Source organism: Paenibacillus lignilyticus (genome assembly GCF_017942085.1).
GTDB classification, from domain to species: Bacteria; Bacillota; Bacilli; order Paenibacillales; family Paenibacillaceae; genus Paenibacillus_Z; species Paenibacillus_Z lignilyticus.
Genome location: NZ_JAGKSP010000002.1, coordinates 100107 through 123453 on the forward strand (window position 1 = coordinate 100107; position 23347 = coordinate 123453).

Here is a 23347-nt window from a genome sequence, read left to right on the forward strand (position 1 = left end):
CCCTTTTCTATTTGATGCCCGAATGTGCCATCGTCGCCATCACGCGGCGCTGCGAGAGCATGAAGAAGATAATGTTCGGTACGAAAATAATTAAGCTTGCCGCGGCCGCGATCCCCTGCCCGACCACGTTATTCGCCGCGCCGTTCGTCAGCGTCGTGACATAATAAGGGAGCGTCTTCATCGACTCGATCGTCACGAACAAATTCGACGTTTCCGTCTGTGCCCAGGAAGCTTGAAACGCCAGAATCGCAACCGTAGCGGTAGCAGGCAGACACATCGGCATAATGATGCGGACGAAGATCGTATATTCCCGGCCGCCGTCAATTTTGGTTGCTTCGATCAGCTCGTTGGGTACCTGGTCGACGAACTGTTTGAGCAGGAATACCCCGACAGGCATCGCGACCAGGGGCAAAATATGAGCCAAATAAGTGTTCATAATGCCGATATGCGTAATGACCAAGTAGCGCGGAATCCCGACGGATTCAGGCGCAAACATGAGCGATACGATGATGAGCGCATTAAGCGCCTTGCTGCCCGGGAAAGAGATTTTGGAGAAGGCATAGGCAGCCATCGTACTAATAAGGACGATCCCCGCCACCGTTGCACCGGTTGTCAGGATGCTGTTGAACAAGTATCGCGTGAACGGGACGACAGCCGTGACAGACTGCTGGAACAACTGCTGATAGTTGAATAAAGTCGGATTGACGACATAGAATTTCGGCGGGTACGCGAACAGCTCCCCGATCGGTTTGAACGCTTGGCTGAAAACGAACACTACGGGCAGCAGCATGAACAAGCCAAGCAGTGTCAGGAATATCGTCGTAATCGTCTGGAACAGATCCCATTTAAACGTACGGCGAATGAAGCGGCGAATCGCATGCGTGTTCATCGTTCATCCTCCTTCGTGCCGAAGAGCAGGAACGAAAACTTCGAAGAGCCGTAAATCAGCAGCAGCAAAATGACGGACAGCGCCGAAGCGTAGCCGAACTCGTACCGGACAAAAGCAAAATCGTCGATATGGTTCGTCATGAGATGTCCCGAATAGCTTGGCGTAATCAATTGACCGGTTGCCGTAGCGAGCAGCGTTCCGATGGCTCCGGCCTTCAACGTGCCGACGACAGCCATAACGGCGCCGAAGAGCATTTGCGGGCGAATCGCCGGAATCGTAATGTAGATGATCTCCTGCAGCCGGTTGGAGATCCCGTCGATTTTGCCCGCTTCGTACATCTCTTGATTGACGGTCTGCAGACCCGCCAGCATCGCCAAGAAACCAACGCCCATACTGGCCCATAACGATATGGCAATCATAATCGGCATGAAATAAGCCGGCTTCTGCAGCCATAGAATCGGAACATCGGACAAGCCCCAGTTGAGCATCAACTGGTTCAAGTAACCAACCCGGTCACCGCTGAACACAACGGTCCAGACGACAGTCATGGCAACGCCTTGGAAGATGGAAGGCGTATAGATCGCAAGCGCGAGCAGGTCGCGAGCCGTCTTCGGCAGCTGATTAATGAGCCAAGCCAGCAGGAAACAGAGGAGATAACCGCCGGGACCCACGATGAGCGCAAATTGAATCGTATTCGGAATGGCATATTGGAAGAAGATTCGATCCTGCGTCAGAATGGCCAAGAAATTATGCCAGCCTACAAACTCCGGCCTGGAGAAGGCATCAAAGGTATAGAAGGAAAGCGCGATTGCAGCCAAGATCGGCACGACGATGAAGATAATGAACGTAATCATGAACGGTGCAACGAAGATATAGCCGGCAACCGTCTCCCTGCGCAGCCATCGCCTCGTTTTCTTCTCCGGGACCACAAGCGGCGTTGTTTTGCTGGCTAACTCCACCTCGTAACTCATGGCTCCTCCCCTTTACCCGGGCTCGGCACATCCGGAATATCGATCGGATGAAGAACCTTCCCTACAGAATCCCGCATGTTGAATTCCACCTGCTTACGCGCCATTTCCTGGTTGATGGCAATGATCGCTTTATCGAGCTCTTCCCTCGGTACCGCGTTCGCCGCCACTACATTCTGCCAAGCAAATACGAGCTGCCTTGCCGTAAAATAACCGCCCGGCACGTTCGGCGCTTCCTTGTACCATTTCCATTGTTCCAGAATGGCCGATAGCTGCGAGCGCGGCCAAGGCAGCTTCGAAAAAGCGTCCATGTTCGCTGAATTCCAGCGATATTCCGGACCATAGACGGCTTCGATGTCATTGCCGAATCGCACCTGCGTCTTCTCCGACGTCCACCACCGGAGGAATTTCCATGCCAGCTCCTGTTTCTCCGACTTCTCATAGATAATGCCCGCCTGCAGCGGACCACCGGCCCAGCGAAGAATGGTCCCGCTCTTCTCGTCCATGTTGCCCGGGATAGGCGCAATCTGCCATTTGCCCGCGATTTCCGGCGCAGCCACCTGCGTAAGCAAATACGTGTTGAAGTCGGTAATCCCGATCGGCATATCGCCAAGACGGAAATGGTTGAAGAAGCTCGGCACTTCCTTCGGCAGCTGGAATAAGGTGAACAGCTGCGTCCACTGCTTGAACCCTTTAAATGCCTCATCCGTATCGAGCCCCGATACCAAGCCGTCCTTACTATAGAGCTCCGCTCCATTCTGATAGAGGAAGGATAAGTAGTCCGCCGGCGTATAGAAAAATTCATGTCCGCTCTGCTGCAAAGTAGGCAGCATCGTGTACACATCCTCCCAGGTTTGAGGCGGCTTCAGCCCCAGCTGATCCAGGATGTCGGTGCGGTACATCATGATTTTGAAGTTTTGCGTTTCCGGCAGCGCGTAATTGCCCCCATCGTAGTGGAACACGCGCATCGCGCCCGGGTTAAACGCTTGGATGGCATCGTTGTAGCCCGGCATCTTCGTCAAGTCAGCCAGCGCACCCCGCATGGCGAAATCACCGACCACTCCGCCATCCACGCCAAGCGCGGCATCGGGCTGATCGCCGGCGAGATTGCCGAGAATGAGCATATTCGGGTCAGGCACGATATTCACGTTGACATGAATGCCGGTCTCCGGCGTGAAGGTTTCATCGGCGAGCTGTTGAATGAGCCGCACATAGTTCCGGCCTCTGTTCACCCACACATCGATGGCCTTCGGATCATCTCGCGTAAAGTTGTAGTCGATCAAGAAGGAACGGTAGAAATTGACGGCCGTATTCCCCAGCTTCTGCCACATATTCGGCGCCATCCGAGGCAGATCCGCCCCCGGCTGCGACACCCATAAGTAATCCAGCATAAGCGGCTGATCCAGCATCCGAAACGCCCAGCTGCTCAGCTTCTGCTGCGTCGTCGCAAACAGCTGCAACTCGCTCGGAATTTGCCGGATGCGGCTCTTCATATTGTTGAATTCGTAGGCGGCAGCGCGGAACGAGGATTCCACATCCGATTCCCCGATCGTCAGCCCCGACAACCGATCGGCCAGTCCGGTCAAATCGGTTTCAATCTCCGTCAATCGTTCCTCGATATCCGGGATATATTTCTCCAGCTGCCAGTCGCGGTTTAGATCGACATTGCCGCCGCTCGTATAAGATCGCTCGTAATTGCCCGTCACCTTACGGATCCGCTGCTCCAGCGCTGAAATGCGATTCAGGTTGCGAAGAAGTCCCTCATAGATGGGTTTCATCGGCGCCGCTGTAGGACTGATGCGCACCGTGTGCTTGCCTTTAGTTAGTCGTATCAGGAACGGCTTGCCTTGTTTATCGGCCAGCGATTTCCCTGCCCAGCCCCATGATTTGCTGTAGGCAAACTGCACATCCAGCAATTCCTTGAACGGTGTTTGACCGTCAATCATGATCGACTCATTCGTGTAGGAATTGTTCAGAAACGCCTGTTTGAATTTGAAGCCGAGCTCATACAAGCCCGTTTCCGGCACTTCAATTTCCCACTCTGCCCATTGGCCGGAGATGCGGAACTGCTCGCCGCCCATTGCATTGTAATGAATTAACCCTTCCGGGTCCGGTGAGATGAGCGCATCGCTGACCGATTGCAGCTGGATCGACGTATTGGACTTGGCACTCATCTGCTCTGCCTCGACCAGCTGCACGAAATCCCCGTTCTGTGCCGTTGCCCCATAGTCCCTTGCCACCTCGGCGTACGCGGGAATTTGCAGAGGCGAATCCGCGTAGAGCGACTTCAGCAGCATCGCACTCTGTTGATTCACAAGGCGCACCGTGTGCACGCCTTTCGAGAAATACCATTTAAGCGGTGTTATATCGGCTGTATAATCCGCCAGCCGAACATCCTGCTGTTCCTTCACAATCGTCGATTGCGGCAAAATATCATTCCCAAACTCATCTCGTTTGAGCGGATAGCCTTGATACACGAACTTATGCTTCAAGCGGATATTGTCCGCTTCCAGGAATGGCAGCTCGCCGTCGATGTACACGCCGCGTATAATGTCCGTCACCGCATCATCGGCCGACTCGTACACAACGCCAAGATTGTATAGCCCGTCCTCCGGAATCGTTAGCTGATAATCAATCCAGCTCTCGCCGTCTTTCCACAGCAATCCGTTATCGGTCTTCGTAAAATGGGTCTCGTCGGATACCGCCGTATAAGCCGTCGCATCCACTGAAATGCGCGCCTGCAGCGCGGCGGCATCGCCGAACGACTTCCCTTTGGTCGCCTGCCACTCCAAATAAGTAGGCAGCTTGCCATTAATGTAATCCTTCTCTGTCAGCACCGGCGCGGGACCGGCAGGACCATCTGCCATGGTATAAGGCGGAACGCCGCCAAAAAGCAGCAATGAGGATAGGATCATCAGACAGGCCATTCGTTTCCACAGTAAACTGCGAGAGACAATCTGCGCGCTCTGGTTTGGGTTTGGGCTCGGACTCGGACTCGGGCTTGGGATCAACATAACGCTTCCTCCGTCTGCGGATCGAAGAAGTGAATCTGCTCCATATCGAATGCGACCGTCAAAGTGTCTCCTTCCGAGAAACGTCTGCGCGGTTCCACGCGAACGACGAGCTTGTGATCTTCATTATTCAGATGTAAATAGGCGTCGGAGCCCAGTAATTCTCGAATTTCAATGGCAGCGCTCAAGGATCTGCCTTTATAAGACTCCATATCCGCTCCATCGCGCAGGACGGTCATCGTTTCGGCTCTTACGCCCATGACGATTTTTTTGTCCACATAATGCTCCGAGCGGATTTGCGCCGCCTTCTCTGCCGGAATTTCGAGCGAATACCGTTTCGTATCAAAATACGTTTTGGAATCCCACTTGCGGATATGACCGTGAATGAAATTCATAGGAGGCGTCCCGATAAAGCTGGCTACGAACATATTGGCGGGATGGCTGTAGATGTCTTCGGGGGTAGCAACCTGTTGAATGAGGCCTTGCTTCATGACAACGATCCGGGTTCCCATCGTCATCGCTTCTATCTGGTCATGCGTCACATAAATCGTCGTTTTCTTCAGCTGCCGGTGCAGCTTCGTCAATTCCTCCCGCATCTGAACACGAAGCTTCGCATCCAAATTCGACAGCGGTTCATCCATTAAGAACACTTCCGGTTCGCGAACCATGGCACGGCCGAGCGCCACGCGTTGTCTCTGACCGCCCGACATTTGTCTGGGCTGTTTATGGAGATGAGCTTCAATTTCCAATACCTTGGCCGCTCTTGCTACCCGCTCCTCAATAACATGATGCGGAAGCTTGCGCAAACGCAGCCCGAAGGCGATGTTCTCGAATACCGTCATATGGGGATATAGCGCGTAGTTCTGGAATACCATTGCGATATCGCGATCCTTGGATGACACATAATTGATCATCCGGTCGCCGATGTACATTTCGCCTTCGGTAATTTCTTCAAGACCCGCAAGCATGCGCAGCAGCGTCGACTTCCCGCAGCCGGAAGGCCCTACGAGCACCAAAAACTCGCCATCGGCAACCTCCAGATGGAAATCATCCACCGATTTGCGTCCCTCGCCCGGATACCGTTTGGAGATATGGTTGAATAACACCTGTGCCATGCGCACTAGCCCCCTCTGATCACAACAGTTAGCCTGCAAACCATAATCGCCTAAGCCTCAGGCGATTGCCCTCGGCTTAGACGATCGATTTCGACTTGTACTCGTTTGCCTATTTCATTTTGGCCATCGCATCTGCAATCGCTTTGTTGGCTTTATCGGCTACGGTCGGGAAGTAGTCGTAAGCGGACGTTTCTTTCTGGAAGGCATCCGTGCCCCAAGCGCTGTTCGTTGCCGATACTTCAGCTCCGCCCGGAATAAAGATGGTCGGATCGACTTCACCGATTGAGGCCGCATACAGAAGCGCATCCACGTTCAGCCCTTTGTACGTTTCCATTTGCTTAAAGTGGTCGGTGATTTCGGGCACCGTGGAGTTCGGGAGCGAGCCGCCGATATCCATCAGAATCTTCTGGCCTTCTACCGTCGCGGCCCAGAATTTCATGAATTGGAACGCTTGCTCCTTGTGTTTGCCCGCTTTAGTCAGGAACATTGGGTTATTGAAGGAAGTACCAACTTGCTTCGCCGTTCCTTTTGGCGTCGGCGCAATATCCCATTTGAATTTCCATTGCGATTTAAAGCCCGGAATCGTCGGCGATACGTGGTAGTAGAACGCTGCATGGCCCGTTGCGAAGATATCCCCTTCAAGACCCGCATCCTTCACGCGTTTGTCATTGAGCATGATGCCGTCCTTGGAAACCCAGTCCATCATGAATTGATGATCGTCCATGACGTTCTGATCGCTGCCGACATAAGTAATCGTGTTCTGGAGATCACCGTTCAAATCCATGATGTGATCGGAATGTCCGTTTGAGGCTGCAATGTTAGCGCCTGCAAAGATAGTGAGGATGACATCGTTCGCAATGCCCCATACTTTGTCTTCGGGGTGAGTAGCTTTCTTCGCCATGTCGACCAGATCCGTCCAGGACCAGTCATTCTTAGGAGCGTCAATGCCGTATTTATCGAGGATGTCTTTATTGTAGAAGAAGATGAAGGTGTCGTTGCCGCGGGATAGACCGTATTGCTTGCCTTGGTATTGGAACGGCTCCAAGATTCCCTTGCTGAACTGATACTCCTTGTACTCCGGATCTTCTAAGTAAGGGGTCAGATCTTCGGCCAAGCCTTGCTGTACCACATCGACGAACGTCGGGTTCCAGAAAATATCGATCGGTTCGCCGGCTGCGATACTTTGCGTTACGGCTTTGATCGTGTTCGGGCCCGGATCGTTAAAGAGCCACTTGACCGTAATCCATGGATATTTCTTCGTGAAAGCGTCGGAGATTTTATGCCATTCCGGGCTGTCTGCCGGTACCCATGTGGAGATCGTAATCTCAACAGGCGTTTTATCTACTTCTTGGACGGGCTCAGCGGCTGCGTTGTCCGCTTCATTGTTGGCTGCTGCGGTGTCGTTCGAGGTTGCTGCCGTGTTCGTGGTGTTCTCTTTCGTATTGGCAGCGGCGTTCTTAGCGTTGTTATTGTTATTATTGCCGGAAGAACAGGCTGCGACAAGCATGACTAAGGTGAAAGCGATTACAAAAGAAATTGGCTTCAATGCGCTTCGTTTAAACAAAGGAATTCCCCCTTGATCGAAATAAAATCATGACCTTACCCTGCCATTCATCTTTCGAGAAGCCGCGCTATTCACTTTTCACGTGCTTACGTCAGCTTATTACTGCATCACCTCTTGCAAAAGTATACTTAAGTTCATTCACCTTATACCCAATACTACAACATACTTTTCCATTATACAATATGTTATCTCAACAATTAAAGTATACTTTTATGTCGAATATTCAGGCGAAGCTGTCTTCGCTTCTCCCGTACTGCTCCGAATAATCAATTGCGGCACGATTTCATCCCGCATCTGCTCGCTCTTCCGTTCAAACAGCAGAATTTGTGCCGCACGCTTGCCAAGCAGCAGCGTGTTCTGATTGATCGTCGTCAGGCTTGGGATCGTGAATTGACTGACCAAAATATCATCGTAGCCGATAATGCTGACATCGTCCGGCACGAGCAGCCCTCTTTTGCCAGCTGCCTTAATCGCCCCGATCGCCTTGCTGTCGCTTGTCGCAAATATAGCCGTTGGCCGCTGCTCCAGCGACATCAGCCTGTTCAGCCCTTCCGCCCCCATCTGCTCCGACTCGCGCTCCCCGTCGAGCACGCAAACCAATTCCAAGTCAAAGGCAACGCGGTGCTGCGTTAGCGCCAATTTGTAGCCCTGAAGACGAAGCGCAAACTCCTGATTCATCTCAACCGGCGATTTCCCCGTCAAAATAATGCCGATGCGCTCATGGCCCAGTGACAGCAGATGCTCCGTAGCCAAATATCCGCCTACGAAGTTGTCCACGATCACATACGGAATTTGCAAATGAGGGTAATAGAAATGAACGGTAACAAGCCGTTTGCCCTCTTCCTTCCACTGCCGAAGAAGATCAAGCGGCATTTCGTTCCCATTCTTCAAGTGGGGATGCAGGATGATGCCGATATCGTCGCCCTCAGGCATTTGAAATTCATCATCCATCCCCCAAATGTAGAAAGGAATGCCGTGCAGCTCGCACTCTTCCTTAATCCCGGTCAATAAATCCGAGAAGAATCGGTGGTGATAGGCGGAGGCAATTTCATTGTTATAGACAAAATAAATTTGACTAAGCTCCGCCCGCTGCTGCAAGCCGTTGAAGGCCGTGCGTTCCGTTTCCTGCTTCAGAAAGCTGCCTTTCCCGCGGGTTCGGCTAATAATCCCTTCGTTCGCCAGTTCTGCCAACGCTCTGCGCGATGTAATCTCGGAGGTGTTGTACATGCGCGCAAGCTCGATCTGGGTCGGCAGCGGCTCATCATGGCGAATTTTGCCTTCTGCAATCTGTCGCTTTAGATCCTCGATGATGTGCTGATAGACATGTTTTCTTTTCCCGCGCAAAAACATTCCTCCCTACCTCACCCACATTCATGCCATGGAGTGTTCGGTTTCCTCCTGCGGGATAATGCGAAGCGGATAATTGGCAGCAGCATCGATCCGATAGTTCGAAGGCACTTCGGCGGTACCTGTGACGCCATCCGGGCCGGTTTCCCACTTAATCGTGATCGATTGGCCGCCGGGCAGAGGCATAACCGCTTCTGCGGCATCCACTCCCTCGTAAGGGGAATTCAAGTAAATGACCCCGCTCCCCAAATCAGCTAAATCCACGCCAATCACGAGCTCATTGAGCAAGTACGCCGGCGACGCTCCCCAGCCATGACAAGCGCTGACCGGAATGCCTTCTTGCAGATAAGTCGGCGTATGTCCTTGATAGGTGCTCGGAATGGTGCAGGCAGGCATCTCCGCATCGAAGGTTTCCCACCAGGTCGTCGCTCCGCGGCTCAGCATCTCGCCCCAATAGCTGCGGATGAGCGACAGCGCTTGTTCTCGGCGTCCGACATTGCGCAGCACTTCAAGCACGATATGCTGGAAGAACGGACCTCTGACAGGCGGAAGCTGCTTGGTAAAATAATAATCGTCCAAGAAACGGTTCGTATTCTCTTCCGCCATGATGCCGCACCAAGCTGCCATGAAGTTTGTTTGCAGCGAATAGTTGCCGGACAGCGACTCTCCGTCCAAGCAATCCGCGAACAACCCTTTCTCCTCTACCCACAGCTGCGTACGAATGGCTTCCGCCAGGCTCAGTGCTTCGGCTTCGGCCTGCTCTGCCTTGCCATTCGTCGGATCAAGCTCGCGCATCATATCGGAGTAAACCTTCAGCGCCTTGTAACGCAGGAAGGAGATTGCGGCAACCTTGTCGCGGCGGTCGATATCGTCCGTCCAATCGATAAAGCACCAGTAGCCGGGCCGATCGGCCCGCGCGAACAGTCCTGTAGCGTCGCTTTGCTGTCTGAACCAATCGATCAAGCGATCGGCAACCGGCTGCAGCTCCGCAAGCAGCGACGAATCGCCGGAATACCGCCAATAATCATGTAAGCCGATCAGCCAATAAGCGCAGAAATCAGGCAGCAGCATCCCGTTATGCTCCGGACCCGTGCCGGGAATCGAACCGTCCGCCAGCTGAATGCGAGCGCCTTGCAGCAGACATTTGCGCAGCAATACCGTGTCCGCGAAGTTGGCGTAGATGATTTTGCCCATAACCATGGAGTCCACCACCCACAGCGCCTTCTCGCGCCAAGGGCAATCTTCCGTATGGTCGTGCGAGTTCATTCGCGTCGTATATAAGCTCACTTCATGGATCCGGTTCAGCAGGTCATCCGAGCTGCCGAACTGCGTTTGCCTGGCGAATGGATAACCGACTTTCTCGCAGATTAGCGACGCGACGGTGACTTGAGCCGGAGTCGCCATGAAGGTGAGCTTCAAATAATGAAACACGCGTCTGCCAAAAGGGCGAAGACGCTGGAAGCCCCGTTTGAGCACGAAGGTATCCACTTCCTGCAGCTCCAGCGATTCTCCGTATGCGATTCGGAGGACCCCGCCTTCCGGAGCGTTGACCTCAAGAACCGGTCTGCCGACAACAATGCGGCCGAAATCGTATACGACTGCAGGCATGGAGCCCGGTCTGGAAGCATCTGCTCGGAAGGCGGCGGCTGAGCCCGGTTCGGTTGCATCCGGCGTGTCTTCCGAAGCAGCTGCAAGAAGTGATTCCGGCTCCGTTACGCTGCCTAGGTTCAATTCAGTACGTATAATAGCGGAGGCTTGGCAAGCCTCGGTTGCAAGGAATGGGATTTCCCGTTTGATTAAGCGCGGCCATGGACTGTTCGGATCGGCGGCTTGTGCAAGCTCCTGCGAATCCGCCCATGCGGCATCTTCATAGGGAGTCTGCTGCCATCCGTCCTCTTGATGCGCCAGATAGATTTCTTTGAAGCCGCCCCATAAACTAATTCGTTCATTCGTTGTGCGAAAGCGGGGAGACAGACGGGATTTCCATGAATGGTCAGTCGCCGAGATAACGGTTGCTGCGGTTGTATCCTCGATCATAAGCTGGGCGATAAAGCCCGCTTCGCCTTGCATTTGGTTCGTAATAATGTTGGACTCGCCGAATTGGTAGCAAAGCACCGAAATGACATTATCGCCTGCTTGCAAATAACGGCTGACTTCATACGAATCATAGTACTGATACTCCGGTGTACAAGGCGAGGGTCCGCGTCCGACCCATTGTCCGTTGATCCAGAGGTTGTACTCCTGCCTTGCCGACAGATGAAGCACCGGCAGCTGCGCAAGCTCCGATGGTTCAAGATGAAATACTTTTCGGAAATCAACGTATTGGTTTTTGCAATCTCCGCGCTGCTCCAGCCATATCCAGTTCGCATCCCATTTCATAGCCGATCTCCTCTATGTCCAATTTGCTTTAACTGACAACCTAAGATAAGTTAAGTATATTATGAGATTGTTATATTATCAATACGTATACATTATATTTTTAATGTATAAAAAAAGAGCCATACCTATCATCAATGGATGATTAAGTACGGCTCTTTCAGTTGCGTAAATAGGAATAAAGATACCTTATCGTTCGCGCATTGCCTCGATGGCTTCTTCATCGAACTCTATGCCAAGTCCGGGCGCTTTCGGCAGCAGCACTTCGCCGTCTTTGAACGTGAATAAGCCCGGTGTCTTAAGGATGCGATCTATATTCGCAACCGTCTCTTCCGGAGTCAGCGGCGGGAAAATGAGCGCATATTCCAGCATCGTGCAAGAAGCGATGGAGGCTCCGACCTGCATGGTCGTCGTCCAGTCCAGACCGCTCGTTCCATGGAGTATACATGGCACGCCGAACGCTTCGGCGAGTATGCCGGCCTTGCGGCAAGGCCAGACTCCGCCGCTGATTGCCGCATCCGGCTGCAGGATATCGACGGCTTGATGGACCAAATAGTCTCTGAATATCGGCAGCTCTTGCGCGAATTCCCCGCCCGTAATCGGAAGATCAACTTCTTCTGCAAGCCGCCGGTACGATGCCAAATCATCGCGCGCGAATGGCTCCTCCAGCCAATTCGCGTCGACCGCTTCCAAGCCGCGCGCAACCTGCAGCGCTTGCTCGTAGGTCCAGATCCAGCCCGGCAAATGAGCCGTGCGATCCAGCATCAGCTCCACCTTATCCCGGCCCCCGATCCGTTTGCGCACATGCTCCAGTACGCGCACATCATCCATGGGATCCGGCCGCCATGCGCGGATTTTGAACCGCTTATGCCCCATTTCATAATAACGGATGAGCTGCTCCGCCTGGTCCTCGATGGCAACGTGCGATTGATCCGACTCGCCCGGCCAAACGCAGGTCAAATAATAAGGCATGGATTCTCTGGCGCTGCCGAGCAGGGAACGAACCGGAAGCCCTGCCGCTTTGCCGGCAATATCCCATAAGGCATGCTCAACGGACGGGCAGCCTGCAAGCGCGCCGCTTTGCAGATGTGCTTCGATGTCGAGCGGGCTCTTGCCGAGCAGGCGCGGTTTCACCTGCTGTTCCAGCTTGCTCGCATCCGTTAGCCGAAACCCGTAGCCGGTGATGCCTTGATCGGTTTGAATCCGGGTTAGGCCCACGCTTGTTACGCGAAGATCATCCGGTGTAGTCGGCGGCGGGGCTAATCGAACTGTAAACGTTTCGATATTCGTAATTCTCATCCTGGCTCACTCCAATTCATCATTATGATGATAAGTATACTGTAGGCGGAATTATGTCAATTCAAAGTATACAGCGATAAATCGGTCTTGTAAATTAACAATCGCGCGCCGAAAGCGGTATCGCGTAACCGTTATTCCGCAGTCCGTTCATCCGCAACGAAAAACCTCTGCTTCCACTTCATAAGTGGCCACAGAGGTTTCTCTCTTATCCATTATAACGCATTACAGATTGCCCAATTCCAGCTTTCTTCCGCCTGTGCTTCGGTGGTAGAGAACGAACGCCGTCAGGCCGATGAGTCCGAACAATCCTGCCGCATAGAGCAGCCACGAAATCGGCATCGTCTCCGACAAGGATGTGCTGAGCAGCGGCCCGATGCTGCCGCGGATGCCGAACAGCATCAGATGGAGCCCGAACACAACGGCTTCGCGCCCCGGAGCGAGCCGGAACACGTAAGCCAGGAAGCCGATATCCCAAATCGCGTCCCCTAAGCCCTGAATGCCGCTGCCAATCAGAACAGCCGGCAAATTGCCGAAGATCGCATACAATATGGGGACGATCGCGAACGCGGCCAAACCGTATGCGATCGTTTGTTTAGCCGATAACTTATCGATCACACTGCCGACTACAAAGTATGAAACAAGCAGACAGGTAAAATAAGTCGCGCGCGCATAGCCGATTTCCGTATTCGTGAGCTCCAGCCAGTTTACTTGAATAATTTGATATAGCGGCTGAGCAATAATGTTACCGAAGCCCGTAAATGTGCAAGCAAGGAAGAAGATCGCCAGCTCGCGATTCTGCTTGATGAGCTGCAGCTGCTCTTTAAGCGATGCTCGCTTCGCGGTTTGCAGCTTGGACGGCGCTTCCTTACGCGCTTTCACTTTCGAGAAAACGAGAATAGAAATCACGCCGGTAATGGAAGCAAACAACAGCGGCCCGGAAGGCCCGGCAACATCCGTCCACTTGCCGATCATGAATGCAGTGGGAATCATGATGATCCCCATCGCTACTCTTGTGTTGCCCATTAGCTTCCCGCGATGCTCTGGCGGATACATTCGGACCACCATGGAAGCATAAGCCGGCGCTTGCACCCCCATCAGCATATGGAAGAAAAGCGCAACGACGACATAAATCAAAGGGACGCCGAAAAATGCCGGCAGAATAATGAGAGCCCTGGCGATAAAGTTCGGAATGACGATAAACGGCTTCGGGTCTCCTGAGCGTTCGATCCAGCTTGCCCATATTGGAGATAGCAGCAATCCAATTGCCGGAGCCGCCGACAGCAGCCCGACCTGTATATTGGATGCTCCTTGCTGAATCGCCATCGGGATGTAAAACTGGTTGAACACAACGTTAAAGAAACTAAACAACACCGAAGCCGTGGCATCAAAGCAGAAATTATGCCAGGCTCTTGGGCCGAGCTGCAGCCGCAGCGTCGAGACTAGCGATTTTATGGCATTCATATTCTATCGTTACCCTTCATATTCGATCATTTTTCAGAGTATAGTATAACACTCCTTGCGTCTTTTGGCGTCAATTTTCCATTTTGACAAACCATCTTGCATGGGGGCATAATGAACGTTAAGAGATCGTTAAGAGACTACCAGATCAAGCTTGTGTTAGGAGGATTTCAACATGCCGCTTTGGCGCCTTAAACGGCTGTTTCAGATGAGGCCGTTTATTTTTTTCACCCTTATATTAGTCATAAAATCAACATTAGCGTGGCTCGTTATCTTTGACGGAGGTCCATCCTTGACGCTGCTCGTCACGGAGCTGCCATTTTTCTGGATCCTGTTCTGCTTAATTGAATGGTTTGCCACCAAACGCAAACTGGCGCTTTATGTGACGGTCAATTTACTTGTTACCGCGATCTTGTTCGCCGTCATCATGTATTACAAATATTTCGGGATCATCGTGACCTATCATGCGCTGGAGCAGGTCAATCAAGTAACGGCCGTGAAGAGCAGCGTGTTTTCACTGTTGGATCCTTACTATTTATTTATTTTTCTTGATATTATCGTGTTTACTTTTCTGCTAGTCAGACGTTCGAAATTTCAAGGCTGGAAAACATTCAGCCAGATCCCGCTTAGCCGGTCCGTGATCTCGCTTGTCTTCATCATTTCGCTTGCCTTGTGCCTCTTCAATATACTGCCCAATCGCGCCAGCATGAATGAAATTGTGAAAGCCGAAGAGATGGGTATACTCAATTACGAAATCTACACGATTTTCGCAGATGACAATACGCCGAAAACACCGATAAAAGAGATTACCCGTGAGCTGATCGATGAAACGAAAGGCATTACCGAGCCCGAAGCTCCTAAGTACGCGAACGTTGCGGCAGGTAAAAACCTCATCATTTTGCAAATGGAATCCCTTCAGAACTTCTTGATCGGGCTCAAAATCGACGGACAAGAAATTACGCCGAATATGAACAAGCTGGCTCGCGAACATATGTATTTCCCGAATTTCTATCAGCAGGTCGGCCAAGGCAATACTTCCGATGCTGAATTCGTCGTGAATACGTCGTTCTATATTCCGCCGCGGGGCGCGGCAACAATGGCCTACAGCGACAAAGAGCTGCCAAGCCTCCCTCGCCTTATGGATCAGAACGGCTACCAGAGCGCAACCTTCCATACGAATGTCGTGGAATTCTGGAACCGGATCGGACTTTATAAAGCGCTTGGTTTTGACAAATACTACGATCAATCCTTCTTCGGCAAAGAGGATATGGTATTCTTCGGTCCTTCCGACGAGGTGCTGTACAAGAAAACGGCTGAGCAGCTGGATCACATGCAACAATCCGGCAAACCGTTCTATGCGCAAATTATTTCGATGTCCTCCCATCACCCCTTCACAATTCCCGAGGCTAAATACAAAATGAAGCTGCCGGAGCGTTATGAAGGTACATTCGTCGGTGATTATATACGAGCACAGAATTACGCGGACTATGCGCTTGGATTGTTCGTTGACGACCTTAAGGCGCGCGGAATCTGGGATAACAGCGTCTTTGTAACGTACGGCGACCATCTTGGTCTGCCGGTCTACTCGTTAGACAACGACGACAAGAAGCTGATGCGCGAAATCTACGGTCATGAATACGGATTTACCGACATGATCAATATTCCGTTAATTATCTCTTCTCCAGGTATTACTACGCCTGCGAAGCTTCCGCAAATTGGCGGTCAATCGGATATTATGCCGACGATTGCGAATTTGCTCGGCATCTCATTGGCCGATCACATTCACTTCGGGCAAGATTTACTCAATCAAACGTCGAACATTTTGCCGGAGCGTTATTACCTGCCTACCGGATCGATGATTAACGATCAGGAATTGTTTATTCCGGGTACTGCCTACAATGACGGCACCCATTATCCGCTGAATGGCAGTGTTCAGAATGGATCAACGGTATCCGAGGATCAATACAATCGGGCATTGAAGCTCCTTCATTTATCCGACAGCTATGTAAGCCAGCTGCCGCCGGTGAAACCTTAACGACAATACACGCCTGTATGCAAAAAGCACTCTTCTCGCTAGCCGGTTATCATGCCGCTAATGAGGAGAGTGCTTTCTTTTAGTGAACGTTGATCCTTCTATCCGTACAGCCCGTATTTGATTTCACAAACCGTGCCTCGACCCAATTTGCTCGTGAATAAGATTTCCCCGTCCATTACCTTAACGAGGCTGACAACAACCATCAGACCTAGTCCCGTGCCTTTTTCTTTGGTCGTGAAGAACGGCAAACCGATCCGTCTTAGCTGCAGCTTGCTCATCCCCACTCCGGTATCGGAAATTTGAATGCATACCTGCCTGTTCTCGACCCTGGTCGAAATCGATAGAAGGCCTCCTGTCGGCATCGCTTCAATGGCATTCTTCATCAGGTTTAACAGACATTGCTGAAACTTCTTCGGCTCCCCCAGGATGTACAAGGCTCGCTCTTGCTGATGCTCGATTCGGATCTCGATGCTGGACATGACCGAAAGCGGCGTTATCCAAGGCAGGAGTCCCTTAATTTCCTCAATAACATGGATCGGCCTCGCTTCTTCAATCGTCGGTTTGGCATAGTTCAAATAATCCGTTATGATCGCATTCGCTTGCTCGACTCCTTCAATCGCATGCAATCGGTAACGCTCTATGGATGCACTGCTGATACCGGGCTTCGCCATCATCTGCAGAAACCCCTGTGTGGTTGTAAGCGGATTGCGGATTTCATGGGAAATCGATGCAGCCAGCTCGCCGATCATATGGAACTTCTCGGCTTTGTAGAGCTCTTCCTGCAAATTCTCCTGACTCCTTACCTTGTTGCAGGTGATGACGACAATAACAGCGGAGATCATCGTCCCCACAAATAAGACCAGCACTTCAGCAGCATTCAGTTGGTCGCTTTCCGAATACACCGCGAGGAAAACAACAAAATGAATGAACATGAAGAAAAGCGAATAGCCCATTGTTCTTGAGAGCGTACTCTTCCAGAACATCCGGTAATGAAACCAAACCCCAAGCAGCGCCAATAGGAGATTGCTTGCCAGATTGGCCTCGATATCCGTACCTGCAAAGAAGACGCCGCAAAGCGTTACTGCCGCACAAACGAGTATGCCGGGCCAGGCTCCCTCAAACACGGAAGCCATCATAATGCTGATCGGCATGAGATGCAGCGAGAAAACAAGCGGGTCGATGGGCTCGATGATTTGGTAGCAGGTTGACAACACGGCCATGATGACAGCAATCGCCTGTTTCCTTCGCCGAGCCGACAGCATGACCCTTGGGCTTATAAAGAGAAATGTGCACGCCGCTAATATATAGAGCAAACCATGAAATTCATAAATGAGGATAGCGGACATGGATGTAAAACACGACTCCCTTTAGTAGGTTCGACGATAGAATAGGAATAAATAACTACTCAACTTATCTAACTATAACATAGAGTTATATGTTACATCTCCATTTTTGGGAATAATGTTCAATTACGGTGCCATCCATTTTGTGTAAAGCTCATTCAACTGCTCTTGCACTTGCTCCCGTTCACGCCAGCGCTGAGCAAGCTCATCCACGGCGAACTGCTCTGACTTCTCGTTCAGTTCCGCATCCATCTCTACCAGCCGCGCTTCGAACTGGCTGATTTGCTGCTCCAGCCTCTCCGTGTTAGGCTGCTTCGAGGAGACAGCGGCATGAAGGTTCGCGGCCGCTTGATTTCGCTTAACCGGAGCTGCTTCTTTCACCATGGCGGGCTGCGCGCTCTCATCCGTGCGAAGCTGCTTGCGCTTCTCGGCGTATTCATCGTAAGCGCCGAGGTACACCGTCAGCTTAGCTCGATCGAGCTCCCACACTTTATTCGCCAGTCGATTGATAAAATACCGGTCATGCGATATCGCAAGAATCGTACCCGGGAACTCTTCCAGCGCATCCTCAAGCGCCTCTCTGGAGGCGATGTCCATATGATTGGTCGGTTCGTCCAGCAGCAGCAAATTCGGTTTCTTCAGGATGAGCAGCGCCAGCCGCAGCCGCGTCCACTCGCCGCCCGATAGCTGGCTGACGCTCTTGAACACCTCTCCTTGGGTAAACAGATACCTTGCCAAATGCGAGCGAGCTTCACCTTCCTCCATCCCCGCCGCCTCACGGAAATAAGCAAGCACATTCTTCTTATCATCCGCGGGATATTGCTGCTGGGCCAGGTAGCCGATATCCACGCGTGCTCCGATATCGATCGTTCCGCTGTCTTGCCCTTCCGTTCCGAGAATCAGCTTGAACAGCGTCGTTTTGCCCGCACCGTTCGGACCAAGCAGCATAATTTTCTCTCCGTAGAGAAGCATCCCATTAACCTCATGCATCAGTTTGCGGTCACCATAACTCTTGCTTATGCCTTGAAACTCAACGACCCGTTTCCCGGAACGATCCGCCAGCTGAAGCTGAAACTCCGCTCCTTTCGGATCAAGCACCGGGCGTTTCACCCGCTCCATCCGATCGAGCGCCTTCTGCATCGAAGCCGCCCTGCGGAAGAATTTCTCGTTACCGCCGACTCTTCCCCACTCCTGCAGCTGCTTGATGGTCTCTTTCATCTTCTTAATGACCTTCTGCTGTTCCTGGTATTCCGCAAACTGCTGAAGCAGCTGAGCTTCCTTCTCCTTCACATAGCCGCTGTAATTGCTATGGTAAGTAACGGCCTCACCGTCTTCGATATCGATTATTTTCGTAACGACCTGGTCTAGGAACATCCGGTCATGCGAAACGATCAAGCAGGAACCGTCATATCCGTTCAAGAACGACTCCAGCCACTGCACACCTTGCAAATCCAGATGGTTGGTCGGTTCATCCAGAAGCAGAAGCTCCGGCTTGCTGATGAGCTGTGCCGCAAGGCCGATCTTCGTCTTCTCCCCGCCGGATAAGGTGCCATATCGTCTTTCGTACATCTCTCGCGGAATCAGCAGCCCCGTCGTAACCGCATCAATCTTCGCATCCAGCTCGTAGCCGCCTTCATTCTGAAACCGCTCCTGCAGCACGGAGTATTCACGAAGCAGCTGCTCCAGCCGCTTCTCGCCTGTTCCCGAATCGGACATCTCCTGCTCCAGCTTCGTCATTTGGGCTTTGCACGCCAGGAGCTCGGCATACCCCGATGCCAGCACATCGTAAACCGTTCCATCGTCCCAAGCTGCCGGGATTTGCGCCAAATATCCGATTTTCGTATCCTTGCGAATCGTGAGCTGCCCTTCGTCCGGTTTAGACAGCTTTGCAATGAGCGAGATCAGCGTGGATTTACCGCTTCCGTTGCGACCCACTAGCCCTACCCGCTCCCCTTCGTGAACTTCAAATGTTACATCTTCAAGCACCAGCTTAGCGCCGTAATATTTCTTTATATGTTGACCATTTACCATTATCATCGTGGAATCCTCCCAGTTGTTTCGGAAGATCGCCCCCGTCTGAAACCAACAAAAAAAGAGCCGCAGGAAAATGCCCTGCGACTCTTCGGTCTTTACCGATCGAGGTCTAAGGTAGGCGTCTTCGCTTGAGTGATGGTGCCGTATTGGCAAATTTGGACAGACTGCTCCCGTTAGCTCCAAATGCATGCACGATGCCAGCCATTGCAATCGGCAGCTGGCTAATACGGTTGTTCACCATTTCTGAATTCATCCTACCTCACACCTCCTTTCGAATATTTATCTAACCATACCACAGAACTCAATCGCCCCGCAAGAAGTCCAAGAAGAAACGGGCTATCGTCGCAAAAAAAGCTCATATCGCTGTCCGCCCTCCCATACATATAGCTATGAAGCACACTCGCATTACAAGGGGGAAGCGAAATTGCACCAGGATGAGATCAAAGCATTAGAGCGAGCTATTGACGAGATCACTGAGATTGCCCAAGGATTTGGCCTCGATTTCTACCCGATGCGGTATGAAATATGCCCGGCCGATATCATTTATACATTCGGCGCTTACGGCATGCCTACCCGGTTCAGCCATTGGAGCTTTGGCAAAACGTTCAATAAAATGAAGATGCAGTATGATTTTGGCCTAAGCAAAATTTATGAACTTGTCATTAACTCCAATCCTTGCTATGCCTTTCTGCTGGATGGCAACTCACTCATACAGAATAAGCTGATCGTCGCGCATGTATTGGCACATTGCGACTTCTTCAAGAACAATGCACGGTTCAGCGCCTCGAACCGAAACATGGTGGAAAGTATGTCCGCCACGGCCGAGCGTGTGAGTCAATACGAGATGGAGTATGGCACCGAGGCCGTCGAGAAATTTATCGACGCGGTCCTGGCTATTCAAGAGCATGTCGATTCCACCATTATCCGGCCTTACAAGCTGGATAAAGCCCATTACATTGAGCTGCTTAACAAGGCAAATCAAGTAGACAAAGTGCCTCGCCAATCGCAATATGATGATTTGTGGTCGCTGGATAGCGAAGAACAGGCTGCGCAGGCGAGTCTCAAAGCAGCCAATAATGAGCCGAAGCGTTTCCCGCCTCAGCCGGAGAAAGACCTCATCTGGTTCATTGAGGAATACTCGCCGAATTTGCAGGATTGGCAGCGCGACATCATGTCTATGCTGCGGGATGAGATGCTTTATTTCTGGCCGCAAATCGAGACGAAGATCATGAACGAAGGCTGGGCTTCCTACTGGCATCAGCGGATCCTTCGCGAGCTTGACTTAACGAGTGCGGAAACGATCGAATTTGCCTCGCTCAACTCCGCGGTTGTGCAGCCATCGAGACATTCACTTAATCCGTATTACTTGGGTCTTAAGATCTTCGAGGATATCGAGCGTCGCTGGGATAACCCGACCAAGGAGGAGCAGGATCGCTTCGGACGTAAGCCGGGGCTCGGGCGGGATAAAATATTCGAAGTGCGGGAGTTCGACTCCGACATTTCATTCCTGCGGAATTATTTGACGAAGAAGCTTGTTGGCGATCTGGATCTCTACGTCTTCGAGAAGAAAGGCGCGGAATGGAAAATCACCGACAAAGCATGGGAGTCCGTCCGCGATCAGCTTGTGACATCTCGAGTCAACGGCGGCTTCCCGAGTCTCGTCGTAACGGATGGCGACTTTAACCGCGTCGGCGAGCTGTTCCTCTTCCATAAATACGAAGGGGTCGAGCTGGATTTGAAATACGTGGAGCGGACGCTCCCTCACGTCGTTCAGCTCTGGGGCAAGACCGTTCACCTCGAGACGATCGTCGAAGACAAACGAATCGTGTTCAGCTGCGACGGCAAGAAAACGAGCCGGAAATTTATTTAAGTTAAACCTGAAGCTAATCAGCAAAAAGATCGCATTCCCGTACAGCCCGTTGCAGGCTGCAGGAATGCGATCTTTTTATTTCGATGCTCTCTATGTATCCATCGCTTCCGAACAGGCGGTTCGCTATATCCCCCGCCTGCGGCACGCCTCGTACTAGGCCTCGACCCTTCTCACATCCACCTTCACTTTCAAATTCGCTTCGCTTGTTCCCCGGTAGACACCTTTGACAGGGACTATATCTTTGTAATCCCGGCCATGGCCCAGTTTCACATAACGCTCGCCAACGAGGGCATCGTTGGTCGGATCAAACCCGCACCAGCCAAGGCCGGGCGCATACGCCTCCACCCATGCATGTGAAGCCTGCTCGAAATCCGCATTGCCCCCTCGCAAGTCGCCAACAAAGTGATAGCCGCTCACATAACGAGCCGGTACGCCTTTCGAACGACATGCCGCGATCATCAGATGGGCAAAGTCCTGACAGACGCCGCGACGTCTGCGCATCATATCCCCTGCGATCGTGTGCACATTGGTCGCTTCCGGATCGTATACAAACTCATTGCGAATTCGATTGGATACATACAGCAGCCAGCTGTACACGCCCAGTTCTTTCTCATTCGGATCACTTTGCAGCGGTGTTTCCGCAAATGCCGCAACCTCCGGAGTAATGCCTGTATACTCCGTTGGCAGCAAATATTCCGCAAACCGGTTCATCGCACCATCGGTCGCCAGCCAATCCCAAGCTTGCTTAGGCGTCATGCCTTCCTGACCTTCAACCGGTTTAACGGCTTCCTTCGTGACGACTGTCATTTGCGTACGAATGACCAATTTGCGATGCTGATCATTGACTGAGAACGCGTGAACGCGATTGCCGAAATAATCGTCATAGCTAAAGAGAGGCGCATTCGGCTCCACTGAAATGGAATGCTGATAACACGATTGCTGCTCATTCGTAAATGGCGTCAGCCGAATTTCATTGACACTGTCCATAACCGGATTCATGTACGAATATTCGGTTGTGTGCGAGATGCAAAGCTTCATGCACTGACCTCCCCCATACGAAAAAAGGTATGAGCAAACGATACCCCCAGCTGTCCCGCAGCCTGGAGTAAATGTCCCGTGACCCGACCTTCATCATCCCGCTGCAAATCCTCGCGCTCCAAGCAAGCAAGCTCGGCCTTGAGCTTCACCACTTGCCGAATAATCCGATCATGAGCCGTGCGCAGCTGCTTCTCCTGCAGCTGAATGCCGCGCAAATGCTCATCGAGCGCATGCAACGAATAATGAACGGAGCGCGGGAACACTTCATTCAGAATCAGGAACTCCATAATCGCTTCCTGCGAGAAGCCATCTGCGTAATACCGCCTGAACGTTTGGTAGCCGCTAACGGAACGCAGCACCGCCTGCAGGAAAGGATACACATCGTTGCTGCCGTCCGTATCCGAAGGGAGCATGGTCCGGGACGTAATCGCGGATTGCATGATCCGAAGCGTATTCTCCGTTCGCTCCAGATAGCGGCCGCATTCTATGAAATGAAATTCGTTCTCGCGCGGCATCACCGACTGCGTAATGCCTTGAAAGAGCGCCGTCCATTCTTTAATTTTGCCAAAAAACTGATGCGGCGACTCGCGGGTCCAATCCCCTGCCTGCTTCTCGCGAAGCCACAGGTAGAAGCCGTTCGTCACATCCCATAGCTCGCTGGGCAGCTTCTCCCGAAGCGTCCTCACATTATCCCGGGCATGATTGACGCATGTAACGAGGGAATTCGCATTATCGCGGTCAAGGGTGATATACAGCACAACGTCTTGCTCCGTATATGTGCCATACTGCGTCTCGTAAGCGGCTCTGCTGCCGAGTGCATCGACGATCCGCCCCCATTTGCACAGCGATTGGGCTTTCTCGCCAGGCTCGCCTTTCGGTATCGTATGCGAGTCATCTGACTGAAGGTGATAATGAACATCGATTAGCCGAGCATGGTTCTCCGCCCGTTCCATGTACCGCCCGATCCAAAACAAAGCCTCCGCATTCCGGTTCAGCATCG

General features: G+C 52.1%; 16 protein-coding genes. 2 read left to right on the forward strand and 14 right to left on the reverse strand.

Going from position 1 to position 23347, the window contains the following annotated elements; genetic code table 11:
- Positions 1-7: 7 nt before the first annotated feature.
- The 9 genes from I8J30_RS05635 to I8J30_RS05675 form a co-directional block, all read right to left on the reverse strand.
- Positions 8-889 carry a carbohydrate ABC transporter permease gene (locus I8J30_RS05635; protein WP_210656247.1) on the reverse strand — a complete coding sequence of 294 codons (882 nt, stop codon included), beginning with the start codon at positions 887-889 and terminating at the stop codon, positions 8-10.
- Complete coding sequence (locus tag I8J30_RS05640) at positions 886-1860, reverse strand: carbohydrate ABC transporter permease (RefSeq protein ID WP_210656249.1); 975 nt, start codon at positions 1858-1860, stop codon at positions 886-888. The genes I8J30_RS05635 and I8J30_RS05640 overlap by 4 nt, the downstream gene beginning before the upstream one ends.
- Entirely contained in the window at positions 1857-4871 is a 3015-nt protein-coding gene (locus I8J30_RS05645) for an extracellular solute-binding protein (protein WP_210656251.1), read from the reverse strand. The genes I8J30_RS05640 and I8J30_RS05645 overlap by 4 nt, the downstream gene beginning before the upstream one ends.
- Entirely contained in the window at positions 4865-5983 is a 1119-nt protein-coding gene (locus I8J30_RS05650) for an ABC transporter ATP-binding protein (protein ID WP_210656253.1), read from the reverse strand. Before I8J30_RS05650 ends, I8J30_RS05645 begins: the two co-directional genes overlap by 7 nt.
- Positions 5984-6092: 109 nt before the next feature.
- Positions 6093-7547: an extracellular solute-binding protein gene (locus I8J30_RS05655; RefSeq protein WP_210656254.1), complete on the reverse strand. Its 1455-nt coding sequence runs from the start codon at positions 7545-7547 to the stop codon at positions 6093-6095.
- A 210-nt stretch (positions 7548-7757) separates the two neighbouring features.
- A complete protein-coding gene (locus tag I8J30_RS05660) occupies positions 7758-8891 on the reverse strand; it encodes a substrate-binding domain-containing protein (protein WP_240547877.1) in 1134 nt (377 codons plus the stop codon).
- Positions 8892-8918: 27 nt separating this feature from the next.
- Positions 8919-11273, reverse strand: a complete 2355-nt coding sequence (locus I8J30_RS05665; protein ID WP_210656258.1) for a family 78 glycoside hydrolase catalytic domain — start codon at positions 11271-11273, stop codon at positions 8919-8921.
- 186 nt (positions 11274-11459) lie between these two features.
- Entirely contained in the window at positions 11460-12569 is a 1110-nt protein-coding gene (locus I8J30_RS05670) for a mandelate racemase/muconate lactonizing enzyme family protein (RefSeq protein ID WP_210656260.1), read from the reverse strand.
- A 222-nt stretch (positions 12570-12791) separates the two neighbouring features.
- Positions 12792-14030 (reverse strand): MFS transporter, encoded by a 1239-nt coding sequence (locus tag I8J30_RS05675; RefSeq protein ID WP_210656262.1) that lies wholly within the window; start codon positions 14028-14030, stop codon positions 12792-12794.
- 172 nt (positions 14031-14202) lie between these two features.
- Between I8J30_RS05675 and I8J30_RS05680 the strand changes: the two genes are divergently transcribed.
- Complete coding sequence (locus I8J30_RS05680) at positions 14203-16062, forward strand: LTA synthase family protein (protein WP_210656264.1); 1860 nt, start codon at positions 14203-14205, stop codon at positions 16060-16062.
- A 98-nt stretch (positions 16063-16160) separates the two neighbouring features.
- Here the strand turns inward: I8J30_RS05680 and I8J30_RS05685 are convergent, their stop codons facing one another.
- From I8J30_RS05685 to I8J30_RS05695, 3 genes are all read right to left on the reverse strand, one after another.
- Positions 16161-17282: an ATP-binding protein gene (locus I8J30_RS05685; protein WP_210656266.1), complete on the reverse strand. Its 1122-nt coding sequence runs from the start codon at positions 17280-17282 to the stop codon at positions 16161-16163.
- Positions 17283-17531: 249 nt separating this feature from the next.
- Positions 17532-19442 (reverse strand): ribosomal protection-like ABC-F family protein, encoded by a 1911-nt coding sequence (gene abc-f / locus I8J30_RS05690; RefSeq protein WP_210656268.1) that lies wholly within the window; start codon positions 19440-19442, stop codon positions 17532-17534.
- Between the two features lie 106 nt (positions 19443-19548).
- Entirely contained in the window at positions 19549-19692 is a 144-nt protein-coding gene (locus I8J30_RS05695; protein ID WP_210656270.1) for a hypothetical protein, read from the reverse strand.
- A 171-nt stretch (positions 19693-19863) separates the two neighbouring features.
- Between I8J30_RS05695 and I8J30_RS05700 the strand changes: the two genes are divergently transcribed.
- Positions 19864-21309 (forward strand): SpoVR family protein, encoded by a 1446-nt coding sequence (locus I8J30_RS05700; RefSeq protein ID WP_210656272.1) that lies wholly within the window; start codon positions 19864-19866, stop codon positions 21307-21309.
- Positions 21310-21462: 153 nt separating this feature from the next.
- On the opposite strand, the gene I8J30_RS05705 is transcribed toward I8J30_RS05700, so the two are convergent.
- Positions 21463-22347 carry a transglutaminase family protein gene (locus I8J30_RS05705; RefSeq protein ID WP_210656274.1) on the reverse strand — a complete coding sequence of 295 codons (885 nt, stop codon included), beginning with the start codon at positions 22345-22347 and terminating at the stop codon, positions 21463-21465.
- Positions 22344-23345 carry an alpha-E domain-containing protein gene (locus tag I8J30_RS05710; RefSeq protein WP_091220940.1) on the reverse strand — a complete coding sequence of 334 codons (1002 nt, stop codon included), beginning with the start codon at positions 23343-23345 and terminating at the stop codon, positions 22344-22346. Before I8J30_RS05710 ends, I8J30_RS05705 begins: the two co-directional genes overlap by 4 nt.
- Positions 23346-23347: the final 2 nt, after the last annotated feature.